The organism is Colwellia sp. 5_MG-2023 (assembly GCF_030547795.1).
Lineage (GTDB): Bacteria > Pseudomonadota > Gammaproteobacteria > Enterobacterales > Alteromonadaceae > Colwellia.
In genome coordinates this window covers 1-12,365 of the sequence record NZ_JAUOPW010000023.1, presented here as the reverse complement: position 1 = coordinate 12,365, position 12,365 = coordinate 1, and the positions used below count along the sequence as shown (strand labels likewise).

Annotated in this window: 9 protein-coding genes and 2 tRNA genes; 5 read left to right on the top strand and 6 right to left on the bottom strand. The window is 35.9% G+C overall.

The window, feature by feature from the left end:
• Positions 1-353: 353 nt before the first annotated feature.
• Positions 354-956, bottom strand: coding sequence for a PEP-CTERM sorting domain-containing protein (locus Q4496_RS13960; RefSeq protein WP_303610676.1), 603 nt, complete (start codon positions 954-956; stop codon positions 354-356).
• Positions 957-1,360: 404 nt separating this feature from the next.
• Here Q4496_RS13960 and Q4496_RS13955 point away from each other — a divergent pair, with 404 nt between their 5' ends.
• A complete protein-coding gene (locus tag Q4496_RS13955) occupies positions 1,361-3,172 on the top strand; it encodes a nitrilase-related carbon-nitrogen hydrolase (RefSeq protein WP_303610675.1) in 1,812 nt (603 codons plus the stop codon).
• A 71-nt stretch (positions 3,173-3,243) separates the two neighbouring features.
• Here the strand turns inward: Q4496_RS13955 and tsaA are convergent, their stop codons facing one another.
• From tsaA to metG, 4 genes are all read right to left on the bottom strand, one after another.
• On the bottom strand, positions 3,244-3,981 hold the full coding sequence (tsaA, locus tag Q4496_RS13950; RefSeq protein WP_303610674.1) for a tRNA (N6-threonylcarbamoyladenosine(37)-N6)-methyltransferase TrmO: 738 nt from the start codon (positions 3,979-3,981) through the stop codon (positions 3,244-3,246).
• Between the two features lies 1 nt (position 3,982).
• The gene (locus Q4496_RS13945) at positions 3,983-4,423 is read right to left on the bottom strand and encodes a rcsF protein (RefSeq protein WP_303602813.1); all 441 of its coding nucleotides are present in this window, start codon (positions 4,421-4,423) and stop codon (positions 3,983-3,985) included.
• Positions 4,424-4,448: 25 nt separating this feature from the next.
• Positions 4,449-6,590 carry a cation:dicarboxylase symporter family transporter gene (locus Q4496_RS13940; protein ID WP_303610673.1) on the bottom strand — a complete coding sequence of 714 codons (2,142 nt, stop codon included), beginning with the start codon at positions 6,588-6,590 and terminating at the stop codon, positions 4,449-4,451.
• Positions 6,591-6,718: 128 nt separating this feature from the next.
• Positions 6,719-8,845 (bottom strand): methionine--tRNA ligase, encoded by a 2,127-nt coding sequence (metG, locus tag Q4496_RS13935; protein ID WP_303610672.1) that lies wholly within the window; start codon positions 8,843-8,845, stop codon positions 6,719-6,721.
• A gap of 83 nt (positions 8,846-8,928) precedes the next feature.
• Between metG and apbC the strand changes: the two genes are divergently transcribed.
• Together apbC and dcd are read left to right on the top strand one after the other, a co-directional pair.
• Complete coding sequence (gene apbC, locus Q4496_RS13930) at positions 8,929-10,104, top strand: iron-sulfur cluster carrier protein ApbC (RefSeq protein ID WP_303610671.1); 1,176 nt, start codon at positions 8,929-8,931, stop codon at positions 10,102-10,104.
• A gap of 67 nt (positions 10,105-10,171) precedes the next feature.
• Entirely contained in the window at positions 10,172-10,777 is a 606-nt protein-coding gene (gene dcd / locus Q4496_RS13925) for a dCTP deaminase (RefSeq protein ID WP_215971540.1), read from the top strand.
• A gap of 10 nt (positions 10,778-10,787) precedes the next feature.
• Here dcd and yvcK read toward each other — a convergent pair whose 3' ends face one another.
• On the bottom strand, positions 10,788-11,693 hold the full coding sequence (yvcK, locus tag Q4496_RS13920; protein WP_303602817.1) for a gluconeogenesis factor YvcK family protein: 906 nt from the start codon (positions 11,691-11,693) through the stop codon (positions 10,788-10,790).
• Positions 11,694-12,142: 449 nt separating this feature from the next.
• On the opposite strand from yvcK, the gene Q4496_RS13915 reads away from it, so the two are divergent.
• Positions 12,143-12,218 (top strand) — tRNA-Ala (locus tag Q4496_RS13915).
• A gap of 73 nt (positions 12,219-12,291) precedes the next feature.
• Positions 12,292-12,364, top strand: a tRNA-Glu gene (locus Q4496_RS13910).
• The last annotated feature ends 1 nt before the right edge of the window (position 12,365 follow it).

Genomic DNA, 12,365 nt, shown 5'->3' with positions numbered 1-12,365 from the left:
TCCTATATGGTATTTACGGTTAAATATTAGCGATAAAGCTATATTTAGATATAGTTTGATAATTTATCGTTGAGAACTTCATTACCTATACTGCACTAATGAGGAGTCTATTGATAATATGGCCGTATTTAATGTTGTGTGGGCTAGGTTTACTAATGTAGTTTAGACTAGATATTGAATTAAATGGTTAAACTGCTTTCAATACTGTCTAGTTGAGGTTGATAGCATAGCGAATAACGAAGCTGATGGCATAAAAAAAGGCTAAGAGTGTTAACTCTTAGCCTTATATTAAAAACTATCATTTGTTGTACGATGCAATAACTCTTGTATTGTTAAACCGTGTATTAATCGTATTATTTTACTTTTCTACGTGTAGTTAAGCCGATTGCAGCGGCTAAAAATAGTAGTAAACTGGTAGGCTCAGGTACAGCGGTAAGTCTCGCTTCGCCAAAAGCTAACTCACCAAAGTCGTATAGGCCACCTGTTGGATCGAAAATATCACCAAATCCAGGAGGTGTAAATATATCAATTAAACCACTGAAAGCATAGAAGTCAAATGTATTTTCAGTAACATCAAAGTCCAATAATTCAATACCCGCGGCCAGGTTATTGGTATCAAATACGGCTTCAAAGAAACCAAACATTGGAAAAGAAAGAGGATCAGCATCTAGAGCCGCATCGCTTTCTGCTTCAGTCCAAAAATTAAAACCAAATAACTCAAAATCAACCCAAGCGCTAACAGTGCCTAACATCAGTGAGCCATCATTGAAAACATCATCAACAATTGCTATTTCAGTATCTATAGTAATAAAGCCAATATATTGATAATCAATTTCAGTAGTAATGCCTGAATCAAGCCAAATATCTTGGGTGATTAACGTCGCATTGGCTGTGTTACTTACGGCGAATACCAATGATAATGTGAATAATGTTTTTAAAAAAAGTTTATTTAACATGTTACTTCCTAATTTATTTTATTTTTATTAATTTATATGTTGAATATCACCTTTTACATTAGTAACACCAACAATTTACATATTAATGCAACTTTTACGCCTAGTTAACAATTAAGTTATTAGTTATTAAATATCAGTAATTTACTTTTGTTTTGGATGTTTTTATTAACAAGAGCATAAAGCGCTTTATATAGTGTAAAATTTTCTGACACTTGATGTGTTTACGCATATAAAACTATAGCTAGCAGTAACATATATAGTTAAAAATTAGCAAATGTAAGCTTAGCAATAGTTTTTGATGTGCTTTGTGTTGTACTATCACGCCCATCATGTGCAATGTGTTCTGTTATACAATTCACATTTTTAAAATAAATAATCATTCGCTCTATGGAAAAGTATAAACTATGCGTGTAGCCGTTACTCAGTTTGCCACCACTTCAAGCACACAAGAAAATTTAGCAACTTGTATCCGTATAATAAATGACGCTGCGGTGTGTAAACCCATGCTAATTGTTCTTCCTGAATATAGTAATACGTTGAGTGAGTGTAGTGATCATAATCAAGCATGGAATGCAGCGCTAGAAATCAATGGTAGTTTCTTACAATGTATTGCTGATCAAGCAATAAAACATCATTGTTATATTGTTATTAATGTTACTTTACGAAGAGACCCTTCACGTGATCATCAAGATGGCGCTATTAAATCAAATATTACGGTAACGTCTTGTTTATTTTCACCATTAGGAGAGCTTATTCAACAAAAAGATAAACACTCGTTGATAGGGCATGAGCATGACTTTTATATTTGTACAAGCGAAACTGCAGATGTAGCCACAACGCCATATGGAAAATTAGGCCTATTAAATGGTAACGATGATATCACTTTTGAAAAATCGAGAAAATTAGCGTTAGGTGGCGCGCAGTTATTGTGTAATTCTGTTAACACCTTTGCGCTTGATCAAAGTTGTTTATATGATCCTGCTCGTGCTTATGAAAATAACGTGTTTATCGCGACAGCTAATAAAATCGGTGCATTAATTTATCCGGTACGTCACCAAGTAAGTCATCAAGAATCATCACAAGATTTTATTGCTCAAAGCAAAGCTAATGATTTTACAACGCAAACGGCTCAGTCGAGTAATTCGGGAGTAGGGAATAGCCAAATTATTTGTCCTAGTGGTTCAGTACTAGCACAAATAAAGCATAATAAAGAGGGCTATATTTTTGCTGATATCGATTTAATAGGTACAGGTAAAAAAGTTGGACTGCATAATAAAGTTCGTCCTGATGGCTCTAAAGTGCTTAAACAATTACGGCCTGAGTTATATCAGGCATTAAGAGAAAATATTAATCAATCTGCATTACATAAGCATGCTTTGGTAGATAAAAATATAGCAAAAACAGCTAATGTCGCTATATATGCTACCTATAAATCTAATGAAGAAGCAATTGAAGATGTTTGCCATTATATTGAAAATAATCTTAGCGATATTATTCAATTACCAGAGTTGTTTTTTATCGCTGATAAAGCAATAACAAATGATGTTGAAAAACGTAAAACAATTGCGAGTTTGAGCCTACAGCTCATAACTAAAATTAGTGCAGTGTTGAGACCTTTTCAGTATGTGTGTACCAGTTTAGTTATTGAAGGAATACATCAGGCGGTTCTAATAAATCAACAAGGTTTATTGGCAACACAACAGCAATTACACTTTTGTAATAGGTATCAGTGGACATCATTAGGCGATAAATTAACTATAATAGCGTTGCCACTAGAGCAAGGTAATATTACTGTTGCAATGTTAACAGCCGATGATGCTAACCTACCTGAAATAGTAAAAGTTGCCGCGTTGAGTGGCATTCATTTATTGTTGCTACCCTTTGATATTCAAGAGCCCAGCGAGGTCGAGTATAATATTTTGTCTCTAGCTGCTGAGAATAGGATTTGTGTTGTCGCAGGGAGTCGTGAGAAAAACTTCTCTAATGATCTTTTAGATAATGAAGCGTCGAGTAGCCCGAGTAACATTAAGAGCCAGAACAAAATAAAATGTCAAAAATCGACAGGGTTAATTGTTAATTTAACAACAGACTATGCTTTTTTACCTCAATGGAAGCCAAGAAAATTTACTGGTTATATAAACCAACCTATTGTCAAATACCAATATGGTAAAATTACCAAAGCAGTTGTTCACCCTATAGCGGCTTGTAATAAATAAGAAAAATAAAAAATAAGTGAACACACAGGAGAATAGCTTTGTTCGAAATTTAGTTGCGATAAAGCTAAATCTTACGGTAGTTCAGTAATTTGAATAACTTCTATTGTCTCTACATTTAGCATCCGCCATTGAATATTTAGGTTATATAAATGCATGCCATAAACCTTTTCATCAAGCTTATTTTGTTTGTAAGCAGGGCGAGGATCTTGCGCTAATACTTGTTCGATAAGTAAGGATAACTCAGGTAATCGCTGTGTTAATCTGGTTAAAATTTGCCGTGAATTTTCTGAAAAGGTAATGTTTAGCTTACTATTAGGTTGATGTTGAGCAAAGCCAGCACATGCATTGGGTAAGGCGTCTGAATAGCTAATATAAGGCTTTATGTCTACAATAGGTGTTTGATCTAATAAATCCATCCCCGATATATGTAAAATAATATTTTGTTCTACGGTTTCAATGCTATCGAGTTTAACCACGGACATCCCAATAGGGTTGGGTCTAAAGGTTGAACGTGTTGCAAGTACTCCTAGCTTTTTATTACCACCAAGGCGAGGTGGTTTCACCAATGGCTTCCAGCCTTGCGCTTGTGTGCCATGAAAGACAAATAATAGCCAAATATGGCTAAACTGCTCTAGTCCTCTAACACTATCAAGTGTATTGACATCATTAAGTAATGCGATAGTGCCTTTGGCCGCATCCACTAACCCAGGTTGACGAGGTATCGCAAACTTCTCTTTATAAGGAGAATTAACAATACCAATGGGCTTTATGTTAATGCTAGGAGCACTCGTTAAGTTTGCTTCAATCATGTCACTTGGTTACTTCAATGGCATAAGCTTTTGCATAACAGATAACAATGGCATGGCATTGTTGCGCATCAGCACTGTCATTTAGTTGGGCTAACCGTTCGTGGGGTAATAAGGCACATTGTGAAAAAACGATACCATTAGCTCCTTGATCAAATGCCAACCTTCTTGCTTCAGTTCGTGCATTAATCTCATCAGGCTCTGCGTGATGAGGCTTAATTTGGCAATCTTGACCCTCAACAATCCCCACTAATTGATAACGAGCGTTAATGTCTTTTTCGCTTTGATAAATTTTAACGTGACTGGCAGAGAAATAATCACTAAAGTTATCTTTATCGAGATTGGTTGAGACAAAGCTACTACTACAACTGGCTAATAAAAGCAGTAAAGGGCTAACACATAGCTTTAATGTTCTGTTCATATTTAATTTTGTGTTCAATTTCATCTTGGTTAGGCTCTATTGTTATGTACTATTCAAATTCTTCTTTTCCGGCAATCCAATATTGAAATAATTGATCAATATTGTTGTTTTGCTTTTTCATGTGTATCCAGTTACGCATAAATAATTCAAAAGCGGTATCTTTGTTATTAATAGCAAAAGCCATTGATAAGGGAGCTTGCGCTGGTTTTGGCGTTACTACTGTATATTCTGGGTGTAATAAAGTCCAAGCTGAAGCCGTTGGAGCCCCAATAAGCATGGCGTCAATATGTTCGTATTCTTTTTTAAAATATAACCTTGGTGTAGATATTTCCCAAATTGTGCCGTGTTCAAAATGACGATTCACTAAGTTTTCGCTGTAGTATAATTCAGGGATACCAATAATTAGTTGTTCATTACTAATAATTTTTTCCCAAGTAGTAAATTCACTCCGCCTGCCATCGTGAACGATAAAAGCAAGAGATTGAGTACTATATGGCACAGTTAATGTGAATTTCTTCATATTGTTAGGAATTAAAGGAATGCCGGTTGTCATATCCAAATAACCTGAAGAGAGTAGTTTTTGTGCTTCATTATGGAAAATTCGCACAAATTCAATATCTACCTCTAAATCATCTGCGAGTAGGTTAAGCACTTCAATGTCAAAACCGACAAGTTTTCCCTCATTATTATGAAAAGCATAAGGTAAGTCATCTCTAAAATAACCAACACGGATAAAGCCTCGCTTACTTATACGTGTTAACACATCAACATTGGGTTGAGAGTTAGCCTTGATATTAGTTGGTGCCTCTAACACCTTACTTTGGGAGTTATACATAATAAAGTCACGTTCAATAAACTTTGTATACCCTTGGTATTGATAACTAATGCTGTCAAAAGTAAACCTTAATGCGATAAAGGCAATAACAGATAATACCGGAAGAAGGATTAAGTATTTGTTAAACTTAGACCATTTAAATGTAAGTTGTTTTAACATACTTGTCGCAATTAATATTGCTAAGCTTGACGAGAATACCACAGAAAGCAAAGCGCTAAGGCGACCGACAATTAAGTTTTCAGCGACTAAAAATAATTCATACATTGAGCTAGGTACATTGAATATTTCTAATAAATTTGGCATAGCCACTGAGCTTGAACTAAATAATTGGGGTAAACCAGCAGTAAGTAAATAAAGGTAATGGCTTGCACTGACTTCTGAGCCAGAAAACCAGGCAGCGAATAAAACGAATAATAAAGCTAAAAGTTTACCGCCTATTGGTAAGCTAAAGCCAATAGGCACAATGATGCTAGGCGCAATAATAGCATCAGTGCGTAAATGGGCATTATCTACCGGCATTTTTTCAATTAACTGTTTTGTTTTTTCGACAATTAATGGAATAACAATAAAAAAGCTTCCGGTTGCAAAGGCAGTGATCATTGCTTCACGTGAGGCCTTTAGTATTTCCCTATAACCCAAAGGTGTAATAGTGGCAATAATTGCAGGTATTATCAAAAAGGCTAACAACAACACTAAAACACTGGCGGAAACTATATAAACAAGTAACCCATCTATTTGTGAACTATCAATTGTTGCTGCAGCACGTAATGCAATACAAAAAATGGCTAATGGCGCTAATTTAATCACCATAGAGCTAACATTAATAATGGCTTTGTTTAAACCTATTAAAGCTAATAAGGTTTGCTTTTTAGCTTTTACCTTCATTAAGCCGATGCCAACCAGAATACTAAACATAACAACGCTTGGAATTAAACCGTTAGCAAAAGAATAAAAAGGATTAGTGGGAATAAAGAGCTTAATAATATCGAGATCTTGTACTGTTTTTATTGTACTTAAGCTATAAAAATCAGCACTTTCCCAGTCTGGAAAGGCAATGGGCGTAATTAAAATAAAAAGCAATACGGTTGCGGTTAATGAGATAAGAATAACTAAACTTTTTTTAATCGTACCGCTTATTCTATGCTCTGAGAGGCTACCTATACCAATAATTAATGATAACGCAATATAAGGAAGCGCTGTCATTTGTAATAGCATAACAAAGGCGTCTGCTATTTCATTTACCCCCGAATAAACGGTTGATGTGGTTGCACCAACAACTAAACCGATAAACATAGCGATTAAAATTAGCAAGGAAGCCGGTGTGTTGCTTAGCAAACTTGTTAGTTTTTTTACCATAATAATACTCATGTTTTTATAGGTTTAATTAGTTTAGCTTGACAAAAAAAAAGGTATCGCGTTATGCCATACCTTTTATACGAGCGCTTCATATAAAATGAAGTTGGTAGTGATAACAGTAAGTTATTTTATTTAACTCGCATACCTGGTTGTGCGCCATCATCAGGGTTTAATATCCACAAGTCTTCGCCGCCTGGGCCTGCAGCTAACACCATACCTTCAGACATGCCAAAGCGCATCTTGCGAGGCGCTAAATTGGCTACCATAACCGTCTGCTTGCCAATTAAATCTTCAGGTTGATAAGCCGATTTTATACCAGCGAATACTTGACGAGTTTCTGTGCCATCATTATCAAGTGCTAATGTTAATTTAAGTAGTTTATTGGCTTTTTCAACATGCTCAGCATTAATTATTTTAACAATTCTTAAATCAATTTTAGCAAAATCATCGAACTGAATCTCTTCACTAATAGGATCTGCAGCTAATGGATTAGCAAGTGCAGCAGAATTATCGACAATTTTTTCTTGTTTCTTTTTCTTATTATTTGTTTTTTCTTTTTTAGCGTCCGTGCTTATAGCCGCTAAATTTTCTTTCGAAGCTTCTGTGACTGCATTAACTTTATCCATATCTACACGTTGTAACAGTGCTTTAAACTTATTGATTTTATGATCAGTTAATAGTTTTTTATGACCATCCCAAATTAATTCATCATTTAAAAATGCAGCAGTGCTATCGGCAAGTACTGGTAAGACAGGTTTTAAATAAATCATTAAGGTACGGAACATGTTGATACCTAAAGAGCAAATATCTTGTACTTCTTGCTGTTTAGTTTCGTTTTTCACAAGCTGCCAAGGTTCTTTTACCGCAATGTACTCATTAACTTTATCAGCAAGTGCCATAATTTCACGCATACCACGACCAAAATCACGGCTTTCATAATGTGCGGCAATGCTATCACCAGCATTCATAACTTCGTCAGCAAGTGCTTGGTTATCAATATTTGTTGATAACATCCCATCAAAACGTTTGGTAATAAAACTAGCACAACGTGAAGCGATATTAACGACTTTACCCACTAAATCAGAATTAACACGTTGAGCAAAGTCTTCTAGATTTAAATCTAAATCATCGATGCGATTCGTTAATTTCGCTGCGTAGTAGTAACGTAAATATTCAGGATTTAAATGATCTAAATAAGTACGACCTTTAATAAAGGTGCCTTTAGATTTAGACATTTTCTCGCCATTTACTGTCACAAAACCATGGGCGAATACGCTTGTTGGCTTACGATAGCCAGCACCTTCGAGTACTGATGGCCAAAATAAACTGTGGAAATAGATTATATCTTTACCAATAAAGTGGTATAGCTCAGCGTCAGAATTTTCGGCCCAAAAACTGTCGAAATCAATGTTTGAATTCTTATTACATAGATTTTTAAAACTTCCCATGTAGCCGATTGGTGCATCTAACCAAACATAGAAAAACTTACCAGGAGCATTTGGAATTTCAAAACCAAAGTAAGGAGCATCACGGCTAATATCCCATTGCTTTAAACCTTGCTCAAACCATTCTGAAAGCTTGTTAGCCATCTCTTCTTGTAATGCGCCACTGCGAATCCATTCTTTTAACATACCTTCAAAGGCTGGTAAGTCGAAGAAGTAGTGCTCCGAATCTTTTAGTACCGGTGTGGCACCAGAAACAACTGAGCGCGGGTTAATGACTTCAGTTGGTGAATAAGTTGCGCCACATTTGTCACAGCTGTCGCCATTTTCATCTTCTGATTTACACTTAGGGCAGGTGCCTTTTACAAAACGATCAGGTAAAAACATACCCTTTTCAGGATCATAAAGCTGCGAAATAGTACGTGTCTTAATATGACCTTTAGCATGTAATTTATTATAAATATCACTCGATAAAGCTTGGTTTTCTTCACAATGCGTTGTGTGATAATTATCAAAACTAATGTGGAAATCAGCAAAATCAGCCATATGTTCATCACGAACTGCATTAATCATTTCTTCAGGTGTTATGCCTAATTCTTGTGCTTTAAGCATAATTGGTGTGCCGTGAGCATCATCAGCACAAACAAAATAAGTTTCATGTCCGCGCATTCGTTGGAATCGTACCCAAATATCTGTTTGAATATGCTCAAGTAAATGTCCCAAATGAATTGATCCATTGGCGTAAGGTAATGCGCAAGTAACTAATATTTTGCGTTTTTTTGGTAATGTTTGCGAAGAAGTAGCTATAGACATGAATAAATAGTGTTTTTTGATGGTAATAATGGCTGCAATAGTACAGAATTTAACGTTTATACTCAAATAATTAATGTGACAATATGTTCGGTAAATTCTTCAATAATAAAAGTGAAAATAAAAAATCATCCACTAGACCGCAACTTCCAAACGATTCTAAAAGTGCTTTACCTACCATTGATTTAACAACGGCAGAAAAAATTCAAGTGATAGAAGAAGCATTAACAAGCTATCAATCACTAAACTTTCCTCAAGGTGTGCTTGCTGTTTGTCGTGATTTTAAAATACATACAGAAAAATCGAACAGAATACGGGTTGAGTTAACCCTGCCTTTTCCTTGCCAAGGAGAATTAGATACACTTGCCACTACCTTATCAACTTCTTTTGCTCAGCAAGTTGATTTTGAAATAACACTTAATGTCAATACGGTACGTTCTTCTGCTCTTAATGGCGGTAAGATTAAAAACATTATTGCTATTGCTTCAGGTAAAGGTGGGGTAGGTAAGTCAACTACCGCAGTAAATCTTGCTTACGCACTAATTGCTGAAGGGGCTAAGGTTGGCATTTTAGATGCAGATATCTATGGTCCCTCTATTCCAACATTATTAGGGCTGAAAAATGCTAAACCTGGATCTAAAGATGGCAAATTTATGATTCCGTTAGAGGCTCATGGTTTACATGCTATGTCGATAGGATTTCTTGTTGATGAAGGAGACGCTACGGTTTGGCGAGGCCCAATGGCGAGTGGTGCGTTTAATCAATTACTAAATGAAACGGCGTGGCCTGAATTAGATTACTTACTCATTGATATGCCACCGGGGACAGGGGATATTCAATTAACTTTGGCGCAAAAAGTACCCGTAGCCGCTGCCGTAATTGTCACTACGCCACAAGATATTGCCTTGATTGATGCTGAAAAAGGAATTGCTATGTTTGATAAGGTGCAAGTGCCTGTTTTAGGTATTATTGAAAATATGAGTTATCACTTATGTGAAAACTGTGGGCATAAAAGCCATGTTTTTGGAGAAGCTGGGGGCGAGAAAATGGCAAAATCAAAACAAACACAATTACTTGGTCAATTACCGCTTGATATTAATATTCGCCAAGATGCTGATTTTGGTGAATCAGACATCATCGAAAATAGCACTGGTGATATAGCATCTTTGTACCGTAGAATAGCACGTAATATTACGGGGCAACTTTTTCTACAATTTGATAATGCTAGCCCACTAACGACAACTGTTATATATACAGACTAATCGAGCGTTAATATACATAACGTAATGCACATCAATAATATAAATTAATAATACAAGAACAATCATTATGAGATTAAGCGATAAAGATATAGAACAATACTTAGCAGATGAAGAAATAATTATTTTACCAAAGCCTGATAGTTCAATGATTTCAGGGGTAAGTGTTGATATTCGCTTAGGTAATGAATTTCGTGTTTTTCAAGCCCATGCAGCACCGTATATTGATTTAAGTGGTCCAAAGGTTGAAATGCAAGCCGCCATGAACTCAGTGATGAGTGAGGAAATTAATATTGCCGATGGTGATGCTTTTTTTCTACACCCAGGAGAGCTGGCATTAGCCGTTACTTATGAGTCGGTTACTTTACCTGATAATATAGTGGGTTGGTTAGATGGACGCTCTTCACTGGCTAGACTTGGTTTAATGGTGCACGTTACCGCCCATAGAATTGATCCTGGTTGGTCAGGGCAAATTGTTTTAGAATTTTACAATTCAGGAAAGCTACCATTGGCGCTTCGCCCAAAAATGAAAATAGCTGCACTTAACTTTGAAACTATGTCATCAAGTGCATTGCGCCCATACAATAAAAGAACTGATGCGAAGTACAGAGATCAAAAGGGAGCGGTTGCAAGTAGAATTAGTGAAGACAAACAATCTAGCAACAAAGAAGAATAGGGTGGAGGTCTCAACCGACTCTTTTTTTGTAATCAACACTCGCTAAACAATCTTCCAGTGCGCTAATGAGTTTCTTTTTATCATGATGATGAGGAACTTTATTATGCGCTAAATCACGACAAATAATATTCACTTTTTCTGACGTAACTTGTGGGTCTTGGCAAATAACACTGTCAATAGGTAAACAGCCAATATTATCTTGGATCCAAGTTAAGCGCTCATCTATCGTTAACTTAGCTGCGGGGCTATTTTCTAGTACTACGTTATCAATAAATACACAGTGACCTTTCCTATTATTGATAGCGTTACTAATATCCCTTATTAATAATGGCGGTACGATACTTGTTAAAAAACTACCTGGGCCTAAAATAATAAGATCAGCATTGTTGATAGCATCAATACAAGGCTTTATAGACTTCACTAAAGGCGCTAGCATTAAGTTTTTGGGCATAATCGGCATTTCATCAACAGAAAGCTCTCCAACGCGGCAACGTCCTTCTGGATAAAACGCCATTAAGTCGGTTGGTGTCTCAGACATAGGTAATACTTGTGTACGTACTCTTAACATTCGTCTAACGAGTTTAATTGAGTCTAAAGGTCGAGATTGTACTTGTCCCAAACCATATAAAATAAGATTACCTAAATTATGACCACCCAACTCATCAGCACCATCAAAACGAAAATTAAAAAGTTGACTACCGATAGAATCATTATCAACCAGTTCAGTTAAACAATTTCTTAAGTCACCCCAAGCAATAGAACTACTGCGTTTTCTTAATTTACCTGTTGAACCGCCATTATCGGTTGTTGTTACTATACCTGTTAGTTTATCGCCCATAAATGAAAGTGTAGATAAAACTCTTCCTAAACCATGGCCACCACCAATAGCAACAATATTTAATTGATTTAACTGCATTCTATAATTTAAAACTCTATTGGGGGATTAATTGATATGTTTTGTGTGTGAACAATACCTGTAATCGCTAAAAAAAGAAAGTAGAAGGATATGTTGATAATATTTAGTTAATAAATGAGTCATCAAGTTTAACAACTTCTTTGAACGCAAATTACACAGTCAAACAACTAGTTAGGCAAAAAACAATCAACTTGTTCTTTATCTAGTCACTCAAACACTATTTTGCAATATTTTCGATGTTTTTTAAAAAAAAGTGTTGACACTTTCGAGGTCGCTGCTTAGAATGCGCCTCGTTTTCAGGAAGACTTCAATTAACGAAATTGATGGCGAAAGAGAATGTACTTTCTTAGTATTTATAGTGAGGAAGTAAATGCACTTAATAGCTATTAGGCCAGGTATTAAATGTAACTGTTTGAATTATTTCTTTTATTAGAATTGTTTAAGCAAGCGGGGCTATAGCTCAGCTGGGAGAGCGCTTCGCTGGCAGCGAAGAGGTCTGCGGTTCGATCCCGCATAGCTCCACCAATATTTAGGTTTTTTGTTGATGTTTTATATTCAACAAAAAATAGATAGTTTTAACTTGTTTTCAAGTTTTAGTGTCCCTATCGTCTAGAGGCCTAGGACACCGCCCTTTCACGGCGGTAACAGGGGTTCGAATCCCCTTAGGGATGC

Bases quoted from the DNA above. Each gene is read 5' to 3' on its own strand.
- metG (WP_303610672.1), bottom strand. From the start codon at position 8,845: ATGTCTATAGCTACTTCTTCGCAAACATTACCAAAAAAACGCAAAATA.
- dcd (WP_215971540.1), top strand. From the start codon at position 10,172: ATGAGATTAAGCGATAAAGATATAGAACAATACTTAGCAGATGAAGAA.
- Q4496_RS13960 (WP_303610676.1), bottom strand. From the start codon at position 956: ATGTTAAATAAACTTTTTTTAAAAACATTATTCACATTATCATTGGTA.
- tsaA (WP_303610674.1), bottom strand. From the start codon at position 3,981: ATGATTGAAGCAAACTTAACGAGTGCTCCTAGCATTAACATAAAGCCC.
- Q4496_RS13945 (WP_303602813.1), bottom strand. From the start codon at position 4,423: ATGAAATTGAACACAAAATTAAATATGAACAGAACATTAAAGCTATGT.
- apbC (WP_303610671.1), top strand. From the start codon at position 8,929: ATGTTCGGTAAATTCTTCAATAATAAAAGTGAAAATAAAAAATCATCC.
- Q4496_RS13940 (WP_303610673.1), bottom strand. From the start codon at position 6,590: ATGGTAAAAAAACTAACAAGTTTGCTAAGCAACACACCGGCTTCCTTG.
- Q4496_RS13955 (WP_303610675.1), top strand. From the start codon at position 1,361: ATGCGTGTAGCCGTTACTCAGTTTGCCACCACTTCAAGCACACAAGAA.
- yvcK (WP_303602817.1), bottom strand. From the start codon at position 11,693: ATGCAGTTAAATCAATTAAATATTGTTGCTATTGGTGGTGGCCATGGT.